General features: G+C 57.1%; 22 protein-coding genes. 9 read left to right on the top strand and 13 right to left on the bottom strand.

What is annotated here, in order from left to right:
• Nucleotides 1–32: 32 nt before the first annotated feature.
• Together TU81_RS21505 and TU81_RS29770 are read left to right on the top strand one after the other, a co-directional pair.
• Nucleotides 33–737 (top strand): FadR/GntR family transcriptional regulator, encoded by a 705-nt coding sequence (locus TU81_RS21505; protein ID WP_048396477.1) that lies wholly within the window; start codon nucleotides 33–35, stop codon nucleotides 735–737.
• 26 nt (nucleotides 738–763) lie between these two features.
• Nucleotides 764–1,456, top strand: coding sequence for a GntR family transcriptional regulator (locus tag TU81_RS29770; protein ID WP_082157866.1), 693 nt, complete (start codon nucleotides 764–766; stop codon nucleotides 1,454–1,456).
• Here the strand turns inward: TU81_RS29770 and lanM are convergent.
• The 5 genes from lanM to TU81_RS21480 form a co-directional block, all read right to left on the bottom strand.
• Nucleotides 1,383–4,517 (bottom strand): type 2 lanthipeptide synthetase LanM, encoded by a 3,135-nt coding sequence (gene lanM, locus TU81_RS21495; RefSeq protein ID WP_053078306.1) that lies wholly within the window; start codon nucleotides 4,515–4,517, stop codon nucleotides 1,383–1,385. The genes TU81_RS29770 and lanM overlap by 74 nt on opposite strands.
• A gap of 57 nt (nucleotides 4,518–4,574) precedes the next feature.
• Nucleotides 4,575–4,724: a hypothetical protein gene (locus TU81_RS30520; RefSeq protein ID WP_167344826.1), complete on the bottom strand. Its 150-nt coding sequence runs from the start codon at nucleotides 4,722–4,724 to the stop codon at nucleotides 4,575–4,577.
• Between the two features lie 130 nt (nucleotides 4,725–4,854).
• On the bottom strand, nucleotides 4,855–5,826 hold the full coding sequence (gene yjiA, locus TU81_RS21490) for a GTPase (RefSeq protein ID WP_038981467.1): 972 nt from the start codon (nucleotides 5,824–5,826) through the stop codon (nucleotides 4,855–4,857).
• A gap of 161 nt (nucleotides 5,827–5,987) precedes the next feature.
• Nucleotides 5,988–6,185: a YbdD/YjiX family protein gene (locus TU81_RS21485; RefSeq protein ID WP_048396475.1), complete on the bottom strand. Its 198-nt coding sequence runs from the start codon at nucleotides 6,183–6,185 to the stop codon at nucleotides 5,988–5,990.
• Nucleotides 6,186–6,199: 14 nt separating this feature from the next.
• On the bottom strand, nucleotides 6,200–8,266 hold the full coding sequence (locus TU81_RS21480; protein ID WP_038981466.1) for a carbon starvation CstA family protein: 2,067 nt from the start codon (nucleotides 8,264–8,266) through the stop codon (nucleotides 6,200–6,202).
• A gap of 158 nt (nucleotides 8,267–8,424) precedes the next feature.
• On the opposite strand from TU81_RS21480, the gene TU81_RS21475 reads away from it, so the two are divergent.
• Complete coding sequence (locus TU81_RS21475) at nucleotides 8,425–8,793, top strand: PilZ domain-containing protein (RefSeq protein ID WP_048396474.1); 369 nt, start codon at nucleotides 8,425–8,427, stop codon at nucleotides 8,791–8,793.
• Between the two features lie 129 nt (nucleotides 8,794–8,922).
• On the opposite strand, the gene radA is transcribed toward TU81_RS21475, so the two are convergent.
• Genes radA through katB form a run of 3 tightly spaced genes read right to left on the bottom strand, consistent with a single transcriptional unit; the run spans nucleotide 8,923 to nucleotide 12,498 of the window.
• Nucleotides 8,923–10,290 (bottom strand): DNA repair protein RadA, encoded by a 1,368-nt coding sequence (gene radA, locus TU81_RS21470; protein ID WP_007937264.1) that lies wholly within the window; start codon nucleotides 10,288–10,290, stop codon nucleotides 8,923–8,925.
• Between the two features lie 45 nt (nucleotides 10,291–10,335).
• Nucleotides 10,336–10,899, bottom strand: a complete 564-nt coding sequence (locus TU81_RS21465; RefSeq protein WP_048396473.1) for an ankyrin repeat domain-containing protein — start codon at nucleotides 10,897–10,899, stop codon at nucleotides 10,336–10,338.
• Between the two features lie 57 nt (nucleotides 10,900–10,956).
• Complete coding sequence (gene katB, locus TU81_RS21460) at nucleotides 10,957–12,498, bottom strand: catalase KatB (RefSeq protein ID WP_048396472.1); 1,542 nt, start codon at nucleotides 12,496–12,498, stop codon at nucleotides 10,957–10,959.
• Between the two features lie 285 nt (nucleotides 12,499–12,783).
• On the opposite strand from katB, the gene mscL reads away from it, so the two are divergent.
• The gene (gene mscL, locus TU81_RS21455) at nucleotides 12,784–13,197 is read left to right on the top strand and encodes a large-conductance mechanosensitive channel protein MscL (RefSeq protein ID WP_007895273.1); all 414 of its coding nucleotides are present in this window, start codon (nucleotides 12,784–12,786) and stop codon (nucleotides 13,195–13,197) included.
• Between the two features lie 42 nt (nucleotides 13,198–13,239).
• Here mscL and TU81_RS21450 read toward each other — a convergent pair whose 3' ends face one another.
• Nucleotides 13,240–14,016, bottom strand: coding sequence for a ferredoxin--NADP reductase (locus TU81_RS21450; protein ID WP_048396471.1), 777 nt, complete (start codon nucleotides 14,014–14,016; stop codon nucleotides 13,240–13,242).
• Between the two features lie 296 nt (nucleotides 14,017–14,312).
• Between TU81_RS21450 and TU81_RS21445 the strand changes: the two genes are divergently transcribed.
• Both TU81_RS21445 and TU81_RS21440 read left to right on the top strand, forming a co-directional pair.
• Nucleotides 14,313–15,020, top strand: a complete 708-nt coding sequence (locus TU81_RS21445) for an autoinducer binding domain-containing protein (RefSeq protein ID WP_038981459.1) — start codon at nucleotides 14,313–14,315, stop codon at nucleotides 15,018–15,020.
• Between the two features lie 190 nt (nucleotides 15,021–15,210).
• Complete coding sequence (locus TU81_RS21440; RefSeq protein WP_048396470.1) at nucleotides 15,211–16,335, top strand: methyltransferase; 1,125 nt, start codon at nucleotides 15,211–15,213, stop codon at nucleotides 16,333–16,335.
• A 66-nt stretch (nucleotides 16,336–16,401) separates the two neighbouring features.
• On the opposite strand, the gene TU81_RS29765 is transcribed toward TU81_RS21440, so the two are convergent.
• Genes TU81_RS29765 through TU81_RS21430 form a run of 3 tightly spaced genes read right to left on the bottom strand, consistent with a single transcriptional unit; the run spans nucleotide 16,402 to nucleotide 19,080 of the window.
• The gene (locus tag TU81_RS29765) at nucleotides 16,402–16,569 is read right to left on the bottom strand and encodes a DUF2474 domain-containing protein (protein WP_080772158.1); all 168 of its coding nucleotides are present in this window, start codon (nucleotides 16,567–16,569) and stop codon (nucleotides 16,402–16,404) included.
• A gap of 57 nt (nucleotides 16,570–16,626) precedes the next feature.
• Nucleotides 16,627–17,634 carry a cytochrome d ubiquinol oxidase subunit II gene (gene cydB, locus TU81_RS21435; RefSeq protein WP_038981455.1) on the bottom strand — a complete coding sequence of 336 codons (1,008 nt, stop codon included), beginning with the start codon at nucleotides 17,632–17,634 and terminating at the stop codon, nucleotides 16,627–16,629.
• Between the two features lie 3 nt (nucleotides 17,635–17,637).
• The gene (locus TU81_RS21430; protein ID WP_048396469.1) at nucleotides 17,638–19,080 is read right to left on the bottom strand and encodes a cytochrome ubiquinol oxidase subunit I; all 1,443 of its coding nucleotides are present in this window, start codon (nucleotides 19,078–19,080) and stop codon (nucleotides 17,638–17,640) included.
• A 543-nt stretch (nucleotides 19,081–19,623) separates the two neighbouring features.
• Here TU81_RS21430 and TU81_RS21425 point away from each other — a divergent pair.
• The 3 genes from TU81_RS21425 (at nucleotide 19,624) to TU81_RS21415 (ending at nucleotide 21,574) form a co-directional block, all read left to right on the top strand.
• The gene (locus tag TU81_RS21425; protein WP_048396468.1) at nucleotides 19,624–20,862 is read left to right on the top strand and encodes an MFS transporter; all 1,239 of its coding nucleotides are present in this window, start codon (nucleotides 19,624–19,626) and stop codon (nucleotides 20,860–20,862) included.
• Nucleotides 20,863–20,993: 131 nt separating this feature from the next.
• On the top strand, nucleotides 20,994–21,272 hold the full coding sequence (locus tag TU81_RS21420) for a type II toxin-antitoxin system RelE/ParE family toxin (protein ID WP_038981449.1): 279 nt from the start codon (nucleotides 20,994–20,996) through the stop codon (nucleotides 21,270–21,272).
• Between the two features lie 14 nt (nucleotides 21,273–21,286).
• Entirely contained in the window at nucleotides 21,287–21,574 is a 288-nt protein-coding gene (locus tag TU81_RS21415) for a HigA family addiction module antitoxin (RefSeq protein WP_038981447.1), read from the top strand.
• 6 nt (nucleotides 21,575–21,580) lie between these two features.
• Here TU81_RS21415 and TU81_RS21410 read toward each other — a convergent pair whose 3' ends face one another.
• On the bottom strand, nucleotides 21,581–22,132 hold the full coding sequence (locus TU81_RS21410) for a DJ-1 family glyoxalase III (RefSeq protein WP_038981446.1): 552 nt from the start codon (nucleotides 22,130–22,132) through the stop codon (nucleotides 21,581–21,583).
• Nucleotides 22,133–22,197: the final 65 nt, after the last annotated feature.

Here is a 22,197-nt window from a genome sequence, read left to right as displayed (position 1 = left end):
ATCAATCGTTATGGATGCTCATGGAGCGAACAGTGATTACCTCGTCAACCGTTGTAAATTCAGTCGTAGAAAAACTTCGGGCCGCTCTGGCCCGCGGTCAGTGGCGTTCCGGCGAAATGCTGCCGGGCCAGCGTGAACTGGCCGAACAACTGGGCATCAGCCGTCCGAGCCTGCGCGAAGCGGTCATCGTGCTGGAAACCCTCGGGCTGGTGCGCTCCATGCCAGGCAAAGGCGTGGTGGTGCTGGAGGCCAATCTCAGCGACAGCCAAAGCCACGACAGCGCGGTAGCCGGGGCCAGCCTGGAAGACGTGCTGCAACTGCGCTACACCCTCGAACCGTTCATCGTCGGCCTGGTGGCGCAGTCCATCAGCAGCAAGGAAGTCGGGCAACTGCGCCTGACCCTGATGGACATGCGCGAAGCCCTTGAGGCCAACGACAGCGAGGCTGGCGTGAATGCCTACATCGCATTCCACGAGGAACTGTTCGCCCTGACCTCGAACCCGATTTTCCAGAGCGTGGTGCAGCAGACCAGCAACGCCCTCAAACAAAGCGCCGACGTGCTGCGCAATTCACCGGAGCATTTGGCTGAACGCCTTGAGGAAAACGAAGCCGTCGTACGAGCTATTCGCAGCAAGAACAGCGCCCAGGCCAGCGCCGAGATGCGTCGGCACATCCTTCGGGAAGGTCAGCGGATGGGCATCGAATTGAACATCCCGGACGACCATCTCGGCAGTTGAACCCCTCGTCGAACTGGAGACAGGCCATGAACAGCTTCGCCTCACCACAGATATTCACTGCCCTGCCCTTCTCCCGAACGGACAGCGAGAAGCCATCGGTGGATGATGTCTATCCGCGGATCTTCGACGCCATCCTTGAGCAACGCATCAGCCCTTCCAGCCGTTTCACCGAAGAAAGCCTGGGGCATATGTTCGGGGTCAGCCGAAGCACCGTGCGCCAGGTTCTGTCGCGTCTGTCCCATCAGCAGGTCATCATCTTGAGACCTAATCACCGCCCGCGAGTCGCCGCGCCCGCCCCCGAACAAACCCGCCAGGTACTCCATGCCCGTCGCTTGGCCGAAAGCACGCTGGTTCAGCTCGCCTGTCAACGGCGCCATTCCAGCATGCTGGTCAAGTTACGTGAATTGACCGAAGAGCAACGTCAGTGCATGGAGCGAGGCCAGCACGGTACGGCTATCCGTCTGTCCGGCGAATTCCATCTGCAACTTGCCAACATGGCCGATAATGCCCCGTTGGCGCACTTCCTCGAAAGCCTCGTACCTCTGACGTCGCTGGCGATTGCACAACAATATAAGGGACAAACCGGTAGCGCTTGCACCTGGCAGACGCACGTTCGCCTTATGGATGCCCTGGAGCGAACCGACGTCAGTGCAGCAGTGCGCTTGATGACACAATATCTGGATGATCTTGAACAGAGGCTGCTGGGCGAACATCCATAAACGTCAACGACAGGACATTCGGCAACGTCGGCTCTACCGCACACAACAACGCCTGACCCACCCCTGTGAGTCCCAGCATCATCCCGAGAACAGGTACGCTGTTTTGCGTCATGAAGTCTTCATTGAAGAAGTTGTCTGCGACCTCGGAGAACGCCTGCTGACTCCTCGCAATTCCCTGATTGTTTCCCGTGCTGCGATACAGCTCCAGCAAACACACCAGATTACCGAAGTCACCATGGCAAAGGCTGTAGCCGGACCCAAGTCCGTGGTGCCAGAGATTGTGCTCGCACTGACTGATATCGTTGTCGACGATCGCCCCCAGCTCCACACTGAATACACCTTTGAGCGCTTTCTTGAGTTGCAACCTGGAGATCAGGATCCCGGCATCGCCGTGACACCACTTGGTCATGTGGGACGACTTCGAGGCATCACGCAGATCCAGCCAGAATCCCTGGGCTTTCAGGCGGTTTTCGTCCTTCAACAAGGCCTCGATCAGCGGGACAAGCGCCGCATTCCCCGTCACCTCATAAGCTTTGCCGAGCGCCTGGAGAATGCCTGAAATCCCGTGGGAGAATCCGGTGAGCAAAGGCGTTCGACAGGACTTGCGCACAAATCTCCCCTCTTCGTTCAGCAGCTCGGCTTGAATGGCTGCCGAGAATTTTTCGATGAGTGGGATCAAACTGTCTCGCTTTTCCAGCTGATACAGATTCACCAGTATCGTGACCGTCCCGCACCATCCATTAAGGAAGTCAAACTCGTCGTCCTGACGCGGAAAGTCGGCGAGCTTGAGCAATAAGTCATCAATGGTCGCGCGATGGATATCCTGCCCCATGACCTGTTGATGATTGACTAGAACATAGAGGTAAGACGCCAGGCCGAAATAGGCGCTGACCGCCATGTCGCTGTCAAAATGCTCGTGGGATCTGGCCATCGAGTCGACAATTCGGTCGGCCATGCTCAAGTGTTCTGGCTGACCGCTGACTCGAAACAGGCTCATGTAAAAAACAGCCAACCCACCCATGCCGCTATACAGGCTGTTACTCATGGGCGAGAGGTAGTTGCGTCGAGTTGTCGGATGGGTATTGAGGAAAGACCACGCTACATCTCCGTCTTCGCCCTCAATGCTCAACCGTTCGATCACTGCCGCAACTCTCAGCGCCCCTGCAAGATAGTCCGACATTCGCATACCCGGCACACCTTTCTGGCGATGCTGCCTATTCAAGGGCATGGCCCCATTGTCCGAAGGGAACAGGCACTCGCGCAGGATGAGTGTCTGAAAAGCTTTGTCCTTGGCGGACAGATCGCTCAGCTTTCGTCGGCAACTTTCAAGTGGGCTCTCTATGTCGAGTTCAGCCACGAACCCGCCATGACCGCTGAACAATCGATTGGAGCCGATAGGCATGCTGAAACTTGGGATATTTGCCCGCTCCAGATCGACCGACTCGTGACCAGGAACATGCTTGCCAATAAGCGTTTCGCTCAACTCCGACCACAACGTGGCCAACAGCAACTGGCGCTGGAGCATGCATTGCATAAAGCGCGGATGCAGCGTCAATTCGATGAAGTCCACATAACGCTGGGTATTCTTGATTAATACCCGTGTTTTCAACTCACTGGCATGCTGACGGATCAACGCCAGTATCGCGCTCCGATGCTTCATCACCTCATCGTAGGCCAACTCAAATCCTTCAAAAATGTCTTCCTGATAGTCTTCCAGCGGACGTGGCAGGCCATCGAGAACCGGAAGGTGTCGGATAATCGGCGTCTTTTCGATGCTGACCCGCTTCAAGTGATAGAAACCTTGCTCACGAACCAGACGCAGTACATTTGAGGTGAAGTGCTTTTGTCGGGTCAGGCCGCTGAAGTCGTTTTCAGAGCCAGGTGAATAGGGAACAAAACCCGTCGCGAATATCGACTGACCGTTCAGTTTCAAGGTTTTGAACAACGCGCTGGTACCGGGAAGGTCGCCCTTGAGGTCAATCATTGAGGCTGTAAACAGACACTCAAGGTCGATCATGACCGGACTGCTCCCGCACGCGATGATGTTTTCGTAGTGAAAATCCATGCCATTCAAGGCATGGGCGATCGCAATCTGCGCTCCCGTTCTTCGGTAGTACAACGCCACATCACCTACCGTTTCACAGGCTCGATTCTCTACCTTTTCGATCCAGCAACGGTCGTCTCTGCAGATCAACGATGGTGTATGCGCAGAGAAACACTCGTCACGGTTGTTCTCGTGCAACAGCCTCATCAACGCGCCATAGAACTCCGCTTCGCGGTTGCTTCTTGGTTTGTAGACCAACGAAGTGGTAGCGATCTGAACAGCACAGACCGTTTCGCCGTTGGCATGGGGATCGCCCCATCCGAGGTCGATAGAATCGATTCGTCGCCCTCGCAGCGCGAATAGCTGAGCCAGCGCATCGGCGTCCTTGGCAAAATGGGAGATGACTTTGTACAGGTAGGCGGATGTGCTTTCCATTTGCTGGATCAGCAGGTCAGTCAGTACCGGATAGGACGCCAGGAGCGGGCCTATCGATTGGGTACCAAGAAACTGTTCGAAGGTGTTCAGGTCCGTATCGACGCCTTGTGATATTCGCGTATTGAGACAATGAACAAGGGACTTTTGCGACAAACGCTTAAGACAGGCTATTACATAAGGCTGGACACTGGCCAGCAATGAGTCGGCATTGAAATACTGACAACTTTCGACATATCTTTTATCGCACTCAAACACTTGCTTAAAGTAACAATAAAAAACCCTATAAAAGCCTTCAAATGCCTCCTGACTCGTACTGCTTGGCTGATCACCATGGCTCAACGCAACGATCAATTGAATTTTATTGTGCAAAACTTCTATCGAGGCGTGCTGTAAAGACTCACAATACTCGGTGCCATTCTCGAGCCGCCCAACCAACTCACTCCTATTCATGCCGAAATATTTTATAACGGCGTCATCATCCTTATGCAGCATCTCCATGGTCTTGCGCAGTAAGTCGATATCGACTCCATTTCCCGCGCCCAATGTTTCACGCTCTTGGAACGTCAGAATATCAGCCAACATGCTTGCCATCCTTGACCAAAATGGCAGGTCATCGACCTGCCATATATTACTGACGATTTAGCAGAAAACCGTGCAACCCAGGCTCTCGCAGGTAATCGCGGTGGTGGACATGACTTCAACGCCCGCCATCTTGTTGATACCGCCTTTCACATAGGCTTCAAACTCACTGTCGAAATCGCCAGACATTTCCAGGATTTGCTCTTTCATATAACGCTCCAATATTAACCTAATAGGTGCCTTCATTGGCACCCAAGAAAGTTAACATCAACGGAACACCAAAGCCCGCTACAAACTCTAACTTAATGTAACCACCCAACTCATCACAAACACTAACAACTTAGTCTATTGCAACTTTTGCGAACCCTTCACGAATTTTTTCTTCGGGCAACTCATCAGCAATAAACACAATGACACTTTCCCGCACTTCATCATCGGCCCACTCGGTATCCCAGTCGAATCCGTACAGCTTCAAGACCCCCTGAAACACCATGCGCCGCGGTTCGCCAAGGATGTTCAAAACACCTTTGTAGCGCAGCAATTGCTTGCCATGGTCTTCCAGCAGTTCGTTCATGAACTCACTGAGTTTATCGATATCCAGCGGCTTGTCGGTGCGTAACACCAGGCTGGAGATACGGTCGATGGACGGCGCCTTGCTCACTGGACGCAGACTCACGCCACCGCCGAGATCGGCGTTGAGGTTGAAACCGCGCACGTCGAGCAGTTCTGCCAGGTCGATCTTGCCGTGCTCGACCAAGCGAATCGGCGCGCGGCGGTTGATGCGGGTCAGGCGCTCGCTGAGGGCAGTGAAGGTCGGTTCGTCCACCAGATCCCGTTTGCTCACCAGCAAGCGGTCGGCGAAGCCGATCTGTGCCTGGGCAATGGTCTGGGTCAGGTGCAGGTCGGCGTGGGCCGCGTCCACCAGGGTGATGATGCCGTCGAGGATGTAGCGCTCACGCAGTTCTTCGTCGATGAAGAAGGTTTGCGCCACCGGGGCCGGGTCGGCCAGACCGGTGCATTCGATGACCAGACGATCGAAGGCTATTTCGCCGCTGTCCAGACGTTCGAGCAGCAGGTACAGCGCTTTGGTCAAATCGGTGTGGATGGTGCAGCAGACGCAGCCGTTGGACAGCGTCATCACTTGCACCGGCTCGTCGCCCAACAATTGGGTGTCGATACCGGCGTCACTGAATTCGTTTTCGATCACGGCGATTTTCAGGCCGTGCTCGGCTTTGAGCAGATAGCGCAGCAGCGTGGTTTTTCCCGCGCCGAGAAAGCCACTGAGGATTGTTACTGGAATGGGAGAGGACAAACGGGTTCTCCTGTTTCACAAAGTTAAGAAACAACACAAAACAAATGTGGGAGCGGGCTTGCTCGCGAAGAGATCGTGTCAGTCGACATGAATGTTGAATGACACACCGCTTTCGCGAGCAAGCCCGCTCCCACAGGGATTGCATCAGCCAGGCTGTTGCATCAACAGCACTTCGGCCCACCCTTGCCACCGTAACGGGCTTCCTGACGTTCGCGAAAGAACATCTCGTAGCTCATCAGCGGTTTGTCCGGGTGCTTGGTTTGCATATGCTCGACGTAGTTGTCGTAGTCGGGCATGCCGACCATCAGGCGCGCGGCCTGACCGAGGTATTTACCGAGGCGACTCAGGTCATTGAACATGGTGCAATCCTCGATTACGCATCCGGCTGAGCCTGGAACGGCGATTCTTTATCCGTACGTTCTTTGGTACCCCAGGCGGCAATACCGACCTTGAGCGCATAGAACAGGATGCTGAACACCACGAACAGGAACAGCGCGGTCAGCGTTGCATTGGTGTAGGCGTTATAGATTACATGCTGCATCTGCTCGATGCTCTTGGCCGGGGCCAGAATCTGCCCGTTGGCCAACGCATCGCTGTATTTCTTCGCCAACGACAGGAAGCCGATTGCCGGGTTGGCGTCGAACAGCTTGATGAAGCCTGCGGTGGTGGTGCAGATCAGCAGCCACACCGCTGGCAGCATGGTGACCCAGATGTAGCGTTGGCGTTTCATTTTGATCAGGACAACGGTTGCCAGCATCAGCGCGATTCCGGCCAGCATCTGGTTGGAGATACCGAACAGCGGCCACAAGGTGTTGATGCCACCCAGCGGGTCAATCACGCCTTGGTACAGCAGATACCCCCACATCGCCACGCAACCGGCGGTTGCGATCAGGTTGGCAGTCCAGGACTCGGTGCGTTTGAGCGCCGGCACAAAGGAGCCGAGCAAATCCTGCAACATGAAGCGTCCGGCACGGGTGCCGGCGTCGACCGCGGTCAGGATAAACAGCGCTTCGAACAGGATTGCGAAGTGGTACCAGAACGCCATGGTGTTTTCACCCGGCAACACACTGTGCAGGATCTGCGCGATACCGACCGCCAGGGTCGGTGCACCGCCGGCACGGGCCAGGATGGTGGTTTCACCGATGTCCTTGGCCACCGCCTGCAGCGCTTCCGGCGTAATTGCGAAACCCCAGCCACTGACAGCTTGTGCAACAGCCACCACGTCACCGCCGACGACCGCCGCCGGGCTGTTCATGGCGAAGTACACGCCCGGCTCGATCACCGATGCAGCCACCATTGCCATGATGGCGACGAAGGATTCCATCAGCATGCCGCCGTAACCGATGTAACGGGCGTTAACCTCGTTATCCAGCAACTTCGGCGTGGTGCCGGAGGAGATCAGTGCGTGGAAACCGGACACCGCGCCACAGGCAATGGTGATGAACAGGAACGGGAACAGACCGCCCTTCCACACCGGTCCGGTGCCGTCGATGAACTGGGTCAATGCCGGCATTTTCAGCTCAGGCATGGTGATCAGGATGCCGATCGCCAGCGCGACGATGGTGCCGATCTTGAGGAAGGTGGACAGGTAGTCACGCGGCGCCAGAATCAGCCACACCGGCAATACCGCCGCGACAAAACCATAGCCGATCAGCATCCAGGTGATCTGGACCCCGGTAAAGCTGAACGCCTTGGCCCACACCGGATCAGCGGCAATCTGCCCGCCCAGCCAGATCGAACCCAGCAGCAACGCCACGCCGATCACCGAGATTTCACCGATGCGACCCGGGCGGATGTAGCGCATGTAAATGCCCATGAACATCGCGATCGGGATGGTCGCCATCACCGTGAAAATGCCCCAAGGGCTTTCGGCCAGGGCCTTGACCACGATCAGCGCCAGCACCGCGAGGATGATGATCATGATCAGGAAGCAGCCAAACAGCGCGATGGTCCCCGGGATGCGGCCCATTTCTTCACGGACCATATCGCCCAAAGAACGACCGTTGCGGCGGGTGGACATGAACAGGACCATGAAGTCCTGAACCGCACCGGCCAGCACCACGCCGGCAATCAGCCACAGCGTACCGGGCAGGTAGCCCATCTGCGCCGCCAATACCGGCCCGACCAGCGGCCCCGCGCCAGCGATGGCCGCGAAGTGGTGACCGAAAAGGATGTGTTTGTTGGTCGGCACATAGTCCAGACCGTCATTGTTGAGTACCGCAGGTGTAGCCCGACGCGGATCGAGTTGCATCACATTGTTAGCGATGAACAGGCTGTAGTAGCGGTACGCGACCAGATAAATGGCCACGGCGGCGACCACAATCCACAAGGCGTTGATCGCCTCGCCTCGGCGCAATGCCACTACGCCCAGGGCGCACGCTCCCAGAATTGCCAGCAGCAGCCAGGGTAGGTGGCGTAGCAGGCTATTATTATTTTTCATTTTATGATTCCAGCCAGAGTGGACAAGAAAGACAGCCATCCGGAGTTTAGCGCTACTGACGGCAAAGGCCATACCCCGACATTGATCCAGAGCCTGTCTTTGCTGGCAGGCTTTAACCATGCGGGTCTATAGTCAGCGGACATTCAGAGGATTGCGCCATGAGTGACCACCCTGCTGATCGCCGCCGCTTCAAACGTATTGCGTTCGATGCCCGAACCGAGCTGAGCCAAGGGGAATTCATCTGGCCGGTGAAGTTGATCGACCTGTCGCTGAAGGGTCTGCTTATCGAGAAGCCCGAGCCGTGGCTGGGTAATCCAGACTGGCATTTCCTGGTTGATATTCATCTTAACGAAGACGTCGAGATCAAGATGGATGTGATGTTGACCCACGATGACCATGGTCAACTCGGGTTTGTCTGCAAACACATCAGCCTGGAATCGATTGAACGGCTGCGGCGGTTGATCGAGTTCAACCTGGGCGATCCTCAGGAATTGGAGCGGGAGCTGGGCGCGTTGATCGAAATCTGAAAACACGACGCAATACCCTGTGGGAGCCGGGCTTGCCCGCGATGGCGATTTCAGTCCCACCAAAAATGTCGACTGACAAACCGCTATCGCGGGCAAGCCCGGCTCCCACAGGATGTGTGTTGCTTGCAGCTATTCGAACAATGCGTCGAGCGCCTGTTCGAGACGCGTCACGGCAATAATCTGCAATCCCGGCGGCGCCTCTTTCGGCGCGTTGCCCTTGGGCACGATGGCTCGCTTGAAGCCGTGCTTGGCCGCCTCTTTCAAGCGTTCCTGGCCACTCGGCACCGGGCGTACTTCACCCGACAAGCCGACTTCGCCGAACACCAGCAGATCATGGGGCAGCGGCCGGTTGCGCAAACTGGACATGACCGCCGCCATCAGCGCCAAGTCAGATGCTGTTTCCAGCACCTTCACCCCGCCGACCACGTTGAGGAACACGTCCTGATCGTGGGTCGGAATGCCGCCATGGCGGTGCAAAACCGCCAACAGCATGGCCAAGCGATTCTGATCCAGACCAAGCGTCACCCGGCGCGGGTTGGCCAGATGACTGTCGTCCACCAATGCCTGAACTTCCACCAGCATCGGCCGGGTGCCTTCCCACGTGGCCATGACCACACTGCCCGGGACTTCTTCCTGGGCACGGGTCAGAAAAATCGCCGAGGGGTTGGAGACTTCTTTCAGGCCCTTGTCGGTCATGCCGAACACGCCCAATTCATTCACCGCGCCGAAACGGTTTTTCACCGCTCGCAGCAGGCGCAGGCGCCCATCGGATTCGCCTTCGAAATACAGAACGGTGTCGACCATATGTTCCAGTACTCGAGGACCAGCCAGCGCGCCTTCTTTGGTGACATGGCCCACGAGGAAAATCGCCGTGCCGCTTTGTTTGGCATAACGCACCAGCAACGCCGCACTTTCGCGAACCTGGGAAACGCCCCCCGGAGCCGATTGCAGTTGCTCGGTAAAAATCGTCTGGATCGAGTCGATCACCATCACCTTGGGCTTTTCCTGCCGGGCGGTGGCGATGATGGTTTCAATGCAGGTTTCGGTCATCACCCGCAACTGATCCTGAGGCAAGCCCAAGCGCCGGGCGCGCATGGCCACTTGTTGCTGGGACTCTTCGCCGGTGACATACAGCGCCGGCATGCTCTTGGCGAGGTTGCACAAGGTTTGCAACAAAATGGTCGACTTACCGATGCCAGGATCACCACCGATCAACACTACCGAGCCATCCACCAAGCCGCCGCCCAGAACGCGATCCAGCTCGCTGGACGCCGTGGAGAAACGCGGAATCTCTTCAACACTGACTTCGGCCAGGGTTTTGATCTGTGCCTGCTGGCCGGTCCAACCGGTGCGCCCGCTGGGGGCTGCGGCGCCGCCGCTCTCGACCATGGTTTCGGTCAGCGTGTTCCAGGCCCCGCATTCGCCGCACTGGCCGGCCCACTTCGGGAAGGTTGAGCCACACTCGGTGCAGCCGTACATGCGCTTGGCCTTGGCCATCTGAACTCCCGGCAAAAACCGCGATGATAGCTCAGCTGGCGCGGATCAGCGCGGCGCGGCGGTGCGGATTTCACCGCTGGCCAGACGCGTGGCACTGTTGCCCAGCGGATCTTCGGCGTTCATGTCCGCGCCTTTGGCCTTGAGTGCGTCGAGCAGCTCGACGCGCTTGAACAATCCGGCGTACATCGCCGCGGTCTGTCCCGCGCCGTTGCGTTGGTCGGGGCTGCAATTGGCCGCAAGCAGGGTTCGAGCGATCTGCACTTCGCCTTTGAAAATTGCGCCCATCAACGCCGTGTTGCCGCGTTGATCCTGCGCGCAGGCGTCCGCTCCGGCAGCGAGTAAACGCTCCACTGCGGCACCCTGGCCGTGATAGGCGGCCAGAATCAGCGCGGTGTAACCCTTGCCGTCGCGGGTATCGAGGAAATAGCCGGCCTCGATGAAGGTCTCGAGCATCGGCACATCACCGCGTCGAGCGGCATCGAAATAGTAATCCTGTAACTGGGCTTTCAGCGCCGCAGGGTCTTGCGAGGCTTGCGAGGCTTGCGCGTCAGACCCGGCGAGCACATTGAACGACACGAACGCCAGAAACACAGACAGATAAAAACGCATGACGGAACTCCTTGATCAGACGGGACCTCGCATGAGGTCCCGCTTCAGGCAGATGGATCAGTCGACCAGTTTGGCCGCCAGCGCCTTGACCCGAGCCAGATCACCCTTGGCTACTTTGGCCACTCCGGTCCCGTACTCCGGATCGGCTTTGTAAAGGAAGGACAGGATGATGTGCTTGCTCTCGTCATCGGTGGTGGCCAGGGAGCCACCGAAGCTGTCGATCAGGTCCTGACGTTCCTTCTGGTTGAACGAGCGATACAGATCGCCGGCCTGCTTGAAGTTCTGCTCACGCTGAATCTTCGCCTGCTGCGTGCTGCCCGACAGGGCCGACTGGCTGTAACGCGCGGTTTGCGGCTCTTCACGGGGCAGCAAGCGACTTGGCTGGTAATTCACGCCCGTGCTGCTGGCGCCGAGGTTCATTGCACCATCCTGGTTACCGTTGTTCACGGCGATTTTGGGTGCGTTGATCGGCAACTGCAGAGCGTTGGCCCCCAGACGATACAGTTGGGTATCGGCATATGAGAACACTCGCCCTTGCAGTAAGCGATCTTCCGAAGGTTCGATACCCGGAACCAAATTGGCGGGGGCCATGGCCACTTGTTCGGTTTCCTGGAAAACATTCGCTGGATTACGGTTCAACACCATTTGTCCAACTTTTCGTTCAGGAACACCGGGCCAGATCTTGGTCGCGTCCAGCGGATCGAAATCAAACTTGGACAAGTCTTGTGGATTTAGAACCTGGATGTACAAGTCCCACTTAGGGAAGTCACCCTTGTTAATATGTGACACCAAGTCGTTAGTCATATGACTGTAGTCTTGACCTTGAACACCCGTCACTTCTTTAGGGTCGAGGTTTTTTATCCCCTGCAAACTTTTCCAGTGAAACTTTACATAGTGCACATCGCCTTTGGCGTTAACTAACTTGTAGGCATGTACACCGTTACCGTCCATTTCCCGATAACTGGCCGGCGTGCCGGAGTTGGAATACAACTCGGTCAAGGTGCGAGTGGCTTCCGGAACATGGGAGAAAAAGTCGAAACGACGGGAATCGTCGTCAAGGTTGGTGCGCGGGTCTGGCTTGAAGGCGTGGACCATGTCTGGAAACTTGATCGCATCACGGATGAAGAAGGTCGGAAAATTGTTGCCGACCAGGTCCCAGTTACCGTCTGCGGTGTAGAACTTGGTGGCGAACCCCCGCGGATCACGCAAGGTTTCCGGTGAATGGTTGCCATGGACCACCGCGGAGAAACGCACAAATACCGGCGTGCTCTGACCGCCGGCGAACACCTTGGCCTTGGTCAGGTCACTGAGATCGTCGGTCACGGTGAACGTGCCATGGGCGCCAGTGCCACGGGCATGCACCACGCGTTCGGGAATGCGTTCACGGTCGAAACGCTGGAGTTTCTGGATCAGTTGCACGTCTTGCAACAGCACCGGCCCGGTCGCGCCAGCGGTTTGCGAGTTCTGGTTGTCGCCGACGGCGGCACCGTTATCGCGGGTCAACGTCGCTGCGTTGACGGAGAAGGACAACAGGCTAGCGGTCAGGACGCCAAGGGTACGACGGAGTGGAAAAGCCCCGAGGCCAAGGGGAGTCGTCATGGAAGTTTCCTCTGATTTTATAAGGCGCATCCAGGTGCGCCCCACAGAGGCTAGTGACCCAAAGGCCAAAACATAAATAGAAATCCCGCACCGAGTCGATAGCGAAAAGGTTCTGGAAAGCCCGTTCTAGAGCGGGTAATCGCGCGCGACCGGTGGCACTTTGCAAACTAATTGCCGGAAGATGTGTCGATAAGAGCGAGCATTGTAAGACGGTGTTTCGAGCACGAGCCGTTTTGCTGAATTACACTGCGTTCACCAACCTCATCTGTAACAAGGAAATAACCTATGGGCGTGATAAGTGAGTTCAAGGCCTTCGCGGTCAAAGGTAATGTGGTCGACATGGCCGTGGGTATCATCATTGGCGCGGCCTTCGGCAAAATCGTTTCATCGTTTGTCGGCGACGTGGTGATGCCGCCAATCGGCCTGCTGATCGGTGGGGTGGACTTCAGTGACCTGGCCATTACGCTCAAGGCTGCCAACGGTGATGTCCCCGCGGTGATGCTGGCCTACGGTAAGTTCATCCAGAGCTTGATCGACTTCATCATCGTCGCTTTCGCGATTTTCATGGGCGTCAAGGCCATCAACCGTCTGAAACGCGAAGAGGCCGTTGCACCAACCCTGCCGCCGGTTCCGACCAAGGAAGAAGAGCTGCTGGAAGAGATTCGCGATCTGCTCAAGGCTCAGAACAATCAGCCCTGATAACTGATTGCCCCAACAAACGGCGCCTTTGGCGCCGTTTGTTTACCAGTAGTTTTCCACTGCCACCTGGCCGGGTCGTCGACTGAGGCTCAGGTGCATGTCCCGTTGTTTGAGCAACTTGCGCGTGTCATCGATCATCTGTGGATTACCGCAGAGCATTACCCGCGAATGCTCGGCTGTCAGCGCTACACCGGCCGTCCGCTCTAGCTCGCCACTGTCCATGAGTGTCGTGATCCGCCCATTCAGGGCCCCCGGATGCTGCTCGCGGGTAACGGTGGCTATGAACTGCAGCTTGTGCGCGTATTCGGCCAGATAATCGCGCTGGGACAGCCCTGCAATCAGCTCTTGGTACGCCAGCTCCCGCGCTTCGCGCACGCTGTAGACCAGGATGATTCGTTCGAATTTTTCCCAAACCTCGAAGTCCTGCAGGATCGACAGAAAGGGCGCCAGCCCGGTGCCTGTGGATAACAACCAGAGGTCACGGCCATCGACGAAGCGATCCAGCGTCAGATAGCCAAAGGACTGGCGGTCGACCAGCAGCGTATCGCCGACTTCCAGCCGACTCAATTCACTGGTGAACTCCCCTCCCGGTACGACAATGGAGAAGAACTCCAGGAACTCGTCATAGGGTGACGAGACCATGGAATAAGCCCGCCACACCGTACTGCCGTCCACCTTCGTCACACCCAGCCGGGCGAATTGCCCTGCGCGAAAACGAAAGCCCGGATCCCGGGTGGTCCGCAGGGTAAACAGGTTTGGAGTCAACGGCTGGACGTCAAGCAGCGTCTGGCGCGTGAATTTCTCTGCACTGGCAGTCATGGGTCGCTCCATTCAACAGGTGACTCCAGTGTCCCGCAAAGCAGGCGGCGTAAACACCGGTGATTTGTAATGTCTTTTAGGCACATAACTAAACAGTACAAAATTACAAAACGATAACAGTTGGCATGAAGTCTGTTTGTCCGCTGTAACAGAACCTAAGAACAGGTTATGCAGTTGCAAGCTTTTTCAAGAGCAAAAAAATCCAGCACGCAAATAAGAATTCTCCTACACTCGTGGCGTGCCGGATCTTGGATCCAATCAGCACCAACGCAAGTAAGTCCGCATGGAGTTACCCAATGAAAGTGTGGAAGGAATCACAGTTAGCGCAGCTTTCTTACGCTCAGAAAATGGAGACCGCGTACGAGATTTCTCTTAATCTCGTTAAGAATCTTGGCTTTAATTTCTGTGCATTTTCAATAACCTCCCAAACAAGGGGGATACACCGCCATACGATCAATCTGAATAATTATCCCATCGAATGGAACACGAAATATGAACAAGAGCACTTCAGTGAAGTCGACCCGATACTAGCCCATTGCAATCATTCCGAATTACCGATTCTTTGGCAGGAAGAGGTCTTCTCCAAGACACCGATATTGTGGCAAGCACAAAAACAGCAAGGTTTGCGCTATGGCTGGTCCCAATCCGTTCATGATCAGAATGGTCTTTGCAGCATGCTGAGCCTGGCCAGAAGCCACTGCCCGGTTACTACGCACGATCTGTATAAAAATCTGGGCTACGCGTTGTTCATTAGCCGTCATCTGCACGGGCTTGTCGCGAAGGATCTGCCTGCGCCCTCGAAACCGGGCACCGTGCATTTATCATCCCGAGAAGTCGAGGTATTGAAATATTCAGCCGACGGCAAGACCGCAGGCGAGATCGCGATCATCCTCAGCCTGAGCGAAAGCACGGTACAGTTCCATATACGGGGCGCCATCCACAAATTCGGCGCCAACAACAAAATGTCCGCAGTGATCAAAGCAGCGAGAGCGGGCATTATCTGAAACTGCTCGAATCAGGTAATCCCTGCGAGTAATCCAGACCAAAAAAACGTACCATCTGCGATCCATCCTGAGTGATGCCGTGTGAAGTTCCACGACGCAGTTCGCTCGGATGGTTCCGCCCGCTACAACGCCCCTGAGCGCCGGGCCACTCGTTGTTCATCTTCCGTTGACTACCCAGAGCCCCCGCCTCATGCCTCTGCTCGAAACCCCCTTCGCTCAACTCGATCTGATCCGCCAGCCAGAACAGCAGAATGAACCGTTGCAAGCGTTTGATGCCGCAGACGAATACCTGCTGACTCATCTGGCCGAGCAACAACCGGCAGCCGATACCCGAGTGCTGGTGCTCAACGACAGCTTCGGCGCTTTGGCCGCCAGTCTGATGGGCAAGGTTCGGGTGACCAGCAGCGGCGATTCGTTTCTGGCTTTTCAGGGGCTGGAAAAAAACTTGATACGCAATGGCCAGGCGTTTGATGCGGTGCCGAAGGTGCCTGCCAGCGAAGCGTTCATCGGGCCGTTTGACCGGGTATTGATCCGGGTACCGAAAACCCTGGCCTTGCTGGAGGAGCAACTGATCCGGTTACAGGGTCAACTGGCTCCCGGGGCTCAAGTGATTGCGGCGGCGATGGTGAAGCATTTGCCACGCGCTGCGGGCGATCTGCTGGAGCGTTACATCGGCCCGGTGCAAGCCTCGCTGGCAGTGAAGAAGGCTCGGCTGCTGATCGCCACAGCCGAAGCCAAAGCCCCTGCTGTCTCCCCCTACCCGACCCGCTATCGACTCGACGCCCCTGCGATCGAACTGCTCAATCACGCCAATGTGTTCTGCCGCGAAGGGCTGGATATCGGTACGCGGGCCTTTTTGCCGCACTTGCCGAAGAACCTCGGCGCAGCGCGAGTTGCCGACCTAGGATGTGGCAACGGCGTGTTGGCGATTGCCAGTGCCCTGCAAAACCCTGAGGCCCACTACACGCTGGTGGACGAATCGTTCATGGCGGTGCAATCGGCCGCTGAAAACTGGCGCGCGGCGCTGGGCGATCGTGACGTGATCGTGCGGGCAGGCGATGGTTTGGCAGAGCAGGAACCTCAATCCCTGGACGTGGTGCTGTGTAATCCGCCGTTTCACCAACAGCAAGTGGTCGGCGATTTCCTGGCCTGGCGGATGTTCCAGCAGGCGCGTGAATCGTTGGTGGTGGGCGGCGCGCTGTACATCGTCGGCAACCGTCATCTGGGTTATCACAGCAAGCTGGCGCGGTTGTTCCGCGGCGTCGAGCAAGTAGCAGCCACCCCCAAGTTCGTCATCCTCAAAGCACGTAAATAAAAGCGAAAAAAAACCCTCCATCGGGAGGGTTATAAATCCGTGCCGCAAGGCAACGGGATGGGAATTTCAGTGGGTGCTCAAACCGGCGGCATTCATGAACATGCGCATCAGCGAGGCTACAATGAACAGTGCCACGACGCTGCCGGTCCAGATCATCGCCAGCCAGCCGAGTCGCTGCCAGAGCGGCTTTTTCTCGGCAGCTTCAATTTCCTGCAACGTAGGTTTGCCCGCCATCATCGCTTTCTCCTCTGCAATGGCGCCGGTATCAATCCAGCGCCGTAGTCCTATGGGCTAGTGGTAACCATCTTCGTGGGTGACCTTGCCGCGGAACACGTAGTAGCTCCAGAAGGTGTAACCCAGGATGAACGGGATGATGAACAGCGTGCCCACCAGCATGAAGCCCTGGCTTTGCGGCGGTGCGGCGGCGTCCCAGATCGAGATCGACGGCGGCACGATATTCGGCCACAGGCTGATACCCAGACCGCTGTAGCCGAGGAAGATCAACACCAGGGTCAGCAGGAATGGCGTGTAATGCGCATTGCGCGCCACCGCGCGAATCAGACCGTACAGGGTCACCAGTACCAGAATCGGCACCGGCAAGAACCAGAACAGGTTCGGCAGAGAGAACCAGCGTGCAGCAATATCAGCGTGGGCCAACGGCGTCCAGATACTGACGATGCCAATCACCGCCAGTAACACGAAGGCCAATGGCCGCGCCAGGTCATGCATCTGTTCCTGCAATTTGCCTTCGGTCTTCATGATCAACCAGGTGCAACCGAGCAGCGCGTAAGCCACCACCAGCGCCGCACCGCAGAACATCGTGAACGGTGTCAGCCAGTCAAGTGAACCGCCGGCAAACTGACGATTGACTACCGGTAGCCCATCGATGAACGCACCCAATGCCACGCCCTGGAAGAAGGTAGCGGCGATCGAGCCACCGATGAATGCCTTGTCCCAGAGGTGACGCTTGTCGTCCTTGGCCTTGAAGCGGAACTCGAAGGCCACACCGCGGAAAATCAACCCGATCAGCATAAAAATCAGCGGCAGGTACAGCGCCGAGAGCACCACCGAATAGGCCAGCGGGAAGGCGCCGAACAATGCTGCGCCGCCCAATACCAGCCAGGTTTCGTTGCCGTCCCAGACCGGGGCGACGGTGTTCATCATAACGTCACGATCGCTCTTGCCCTTGATGAACGGGAAGAGAATCCCGATTCCCAGGTCGAAGCCGTCCATGACCACGTACATCATGATGCCGAAGATGATGATCACGGCCCAGATCAGCGGAAGATCAATACCCATGAGTCAAATCTCCTTGGTCAGGCTGGGGCTGTTATCAGCTTCGCTGCCATCGTCATCGGCTGCGGACAGCGGACGGGCCGGTGTGCGTTTCTGGCCAGGACCGCCTTCGTTGGTTTCCTTGCCTTCGTCGATCTTCGGCCCTTTGCGCACCAGACGCATCATGTAGCCAAGACCTGCACCGAACAGCGCGAAATACACCACAACGAACATGACCAAGGTAATGCTCATCTGCACGAAGCTGTGCCCGGAGGATGCGTCTGCCGTGCGCATCAAGCCGTAGATCACCCACGGCTGACGGCCGATTTCAGTGGTGAACCAGCCGGCGAGAATCGCGACCAGGCCGGATGGACCCATCCACAGCGCCAGGTACAGGAATGGACGTGAGGTATAAAGCCTGTCACGTTTGCGCAGCCACAGACTCCACAAACCAGTGAAGATCATCAGCACGCCCAGGCCGACCATGATCCGGAATGACCAGAAGACGATGGTCGAATTCGGCCGGTCTTCAGGCGCGAACTCCTTGAGTGCCGGTACTTGCTTGTCCAGGGTGTGGGTCAGAATCAGGCTGCCGAGGTACGGAATTTCTACCGCGAATTTGGTTTTCTCGGCTTTCATGTCCGGCCAGCCGAACAGGATCAGCGGGGTCGGTTCATCGCCGACGTTTTCCCAGTGGCCTTCGATCGCAGCGATTTTCGCCGGTTGATGCTTAAGCGTATTAACGCCGTGGAAGTCACCGATAACCGCCTGAATCGGAGCAACGATCAGTGCCATCCACATCGCCATCGAGAGCATGGTACGGATTGCCGGGTTGTCCTTGCCGCGCAGCAAGTGCCAGGCCGCCGACGAACCGACGAAGAAGGCGGTCGCCACAAACGCCGCCGTGGACATGTGCAACAGCCGGTAGGGGAACGACGGGTTGAAAATAATCGCCAGCCAGTCCACCGGAATGACTTGGCCATTGACGATTTCGTAACCTTGCGGGGTCTGCATCCAGCTGTTGGAGGCCAGAATCCAGAAGGTCGAAATAAGGGTGCCGATGGCTACCATGACCGTCGAGAAAAAGTGCAGCTTGCGCCCGACCTTGTTCCAGCCGAACAGCATGACGCCGAGGAAACCGGCCTCAAGGAAGAAGGCAGTGAGCACTTCATAGGTCAGCAATGGCCCGGTCACCGAACCGGCGAAGTCCGAGAAACGGCTCCAGTTGGTGCCGAACTGATAGGCCATGACCAAGCCGGAAACCACGCCCATGCCGAAGTTGACGGCAAAGATCTTCGACCAGAAATGGTACAGATCGCGGTAAGTGTCGTTGTGCGTCTTCAGCCACAGGCCTTCGAGCACCGCCAGGTAACTCGCCAGGCCAATGGTGATAGCCGGGAACAGGATGTGGAACGAAATGGTAAATGCGAACTGAATCCGGGCGAGATCAAGTGCCTCCAAACCGAACATAAGTCTTCCTCTGTCAGGTAATACCGGCTGAAGGCTTGCGGCCTACACCCACTGCCCCCACGGATATGGAGTGTGGCGAATTCGAATTCGTTCTTTTTGTACCATCATCACAAACGTAGGGAGTCTGGCCATCTGGCCACCGGATCAATTCCACGAAGGGTCTTGATCTGGATCAAGCAACGTTGAAAGAGTAGTCGCATTTTTGCCGATGGACGGTGTGGTCTTTTGCCGCGTGACAGGTTGCCTCATGGGTTTGGCAACGACATGAAATGCATTTTTTGGGAGGGTGACTAACTGTGGCGAGGGGGCTTGCCCCCGTTCGGCTGCGCAGCAGTCGTAAATCCGGTTACTGCGGTGTACTGGCAGAAATGAGTTGCCTGGGTCTGGGGCCGCTTCGCAGCCCAACGGGGGCAAGCCCCCTCGCCACAGGGATTTCGTATGTTCCATAGATCGGTGTCTAGCTAACTAAACTTCCTAGCCTTGCAACTTCTCGTTACAGGTTGGTGATAATCTCGCCCTTCCCTTGCCCAGACCTGCCTTCAGATGCCCAGCCAAGCGCCCCTGCTGTTACGTCATCACCGCCCGTTTATCGCGTTCTGGCTGGCGCGGGTGTTTACCGCCAGCGGTTTTCAGATGTTGACCGTGGCCATTGGCTGGAATCTGTATCAACTGACCGGCAATGTGCTCGATCTGGGCCTGGTGGGGCTGGTGGAATTTGCCCCTCGAGTGTTGTTCATGCTGCACACCGGGCATGTCGCGGACCGCTATGACCGGCGCAAGGTCGCGGCGATTTGTCAGTCCCTGCAAGCGCTGATCGCCCTGTCACTGGCCATTGGCAGCGCGACCGACCAGGTCACCCGGGAGATGATCTTCATCCTCGCCTTCCTGCTCGGTGCTGCCCGCTCCTTCGAAATGCCGACGACCCAGGCATTGCTGCCGAGCATTGTGCCCAGCGCGTTATTCCCCCGTGCCGTTGCCGCCGCGCAATCTGCGCAACAATCAGCAACCATCGTCGCTCCGGCGCTGGGCGGTTTGCTCTACGCCTTCGGCAGCGTTTGGGTGTATGGCCCGACGGTGATCCTTTATCTCATCGCCTGTGCGCTGATGCTCAACCTCCCGGCCCGGCAGACACCGCTGAACAAGGGCAAGGCCACTTTGGATTCGCTGCTGGCGGGCATCCGCTTCATTCGCAGCCGCCCGGATATTCTCGGGGCGATTTCCCTGGATCTGTTTGCGGTTCTGCTGGGTGGCGCGACCGCGCTGCTGCCGGTGTTCGCCAAAGATATTCTGCTGACCGGCCCGTGGGGTCTGGGTCTGCTACGTTCGGCCCCTGCAGTCGGTGCGCTGTTGATGTCGCTGTTTCTGGCGCGATTTGCCGTGGAGCGCAACGTCGGACGAGTGATGTTTACCGCGGTGGGTATATTCGGCGTGGCGACCATCGCTTTCGGCCTGTCGACTTCGTTCTGGTTTTCTCTCGCGGTACTGGTGGTGTTGGGCGCAGCGGACATGATCAGCATGGTGATCCGCGCCTCATTCGTGCAACTGGAAACCCCCGACGAAATGCGCGGCCGGGTCAGCGCGGTGAATGGCTTGTTCATCGGCGCTTCGAATCAGCTCGGCGAGTTCGAATCAGGCCTGACGGCCCACTGGTTCGGCACCGTGCCGGCAGTGGTCATGGGCGGCATCGGCACGCTGATGGTGACCGGGACCTGGATCAAACTGTTCCCGACCCTGGCCAACCGCGACCGCATGCATGTGCCGGTGGAAGAGGTCAGGGCCTGACGTAACTCAGGATACGGAGGTCCCGTACCTGCTTCCAAAAGACCGGAAATCAGCACAAAGCATAAATTCTCCGACCAAGTGCAATACATAGATAGTGCATCAAGTGTAATGTATCGCCTTACACTTCGAGCATGATCAAATCCTTTCAGCACAAAGGCCTTCGTGGCTTCTACGAAACCGGTTCGACTCGTGGGATTCGAGCAGATCATGCGAAACGTCTGGCTCGCATGCTGCAGTTCATGGATCGTGCAGTGGCGCCCGACGACCTCGACCTTCCGGGATGGCGGTTACATCCGCTCAAGGGCGAGCTGACCGAATATTGGTCACTCAGCGTTTCGGGGAACTGGCGGGTGATTTTTCGTTTTATTGGTTCGGATATCGAACTGGTCGACTATCTGGATTACCACTGACAGGAGGCAGGACCATGCCCATGCACAACCCGCCACACCCTGGTGAAACACTCTTGATGGATGTATTGCCCGAGCTTGGTATCAGCGTCACCGAATTGGCCAGGCACCTTGGATTCGCCCGCCCGCATCTTTCGCGAGTGCTGCACGGCCATGCGCCCATCAGTCCGGACTTGGCGGTACGTCTGGAGCGGGCTGGAATCGGTAAGGCCCGGATGTGGTTAGGGGTTCAGACCGACTACGATCTCTGGCAAGCGGAGCAGCGTGAGCAACCCTTTATCGAACCGATTGCTATCCACGCCTGACATTCACTAGACCACCAATTCCCCCGACACCGTCGACCGCGTGGCTTTGCCGCAGAGTTGCTCCACCAGCGTCAGCGCAAACTCCAACGCGGCGCCTGAGCCCTGAGCAGTGATGCAGTTGCCATCGACCACCACCGGTTGATCGACGAAGTTGCAGCCCGACAGTTGATTGCTGACCGTAGGCAGGCAAGTCATGCGCCGCTGACGCAAAACACCAAAGGTTTGCAGCGCCAGTGCCGGAGATTCGGCGATACCGGCGAACAGGCGCCCGGCGGCGGACTGGTCCTTGATCAATTGTTGCAGGGGTTGGTGAGCCGCCAAATGTTGCGCCCCCACGGCACCGCCAGGCAGCACGATCAGGTCGAAGGGTTGGGCCAGCAAATCCACCAACATCGCATCGGCGGTCAAGCGGGTGCCGCGAGCGCAAGTGAGCATGCGCCGTGCCTCGATGCTGGCCACCACCACTTCAACCTTGGCGCGGCGCAGCACATCGATCAGGGTCACGGTTTGCAGATCGTCGATGCCCTCGGCGAGGGTAATCAGGGCTCTAAAGGTCATGGGCGCTGTCCACAGGATAATCTTTAAAGCGTAGTCAGCTTTCCTGACCCTTGTTCGAGCCCAGC

Origin of the sequence: Pseudomonas lini (assembly GCF_001042905.1) — a bacterium.
GTDB classification, from domain to species: domain Bacteria; phylum Pseudomonadota; class Gammaproteobacteria; order Pseudomonadales; family Pseudomonadaceae; genus Aquipseudomonas; species Aquipseudomonas lini.
This window is presented reverse-complemented; position numbering and strand designations above follow the sequence as displayed.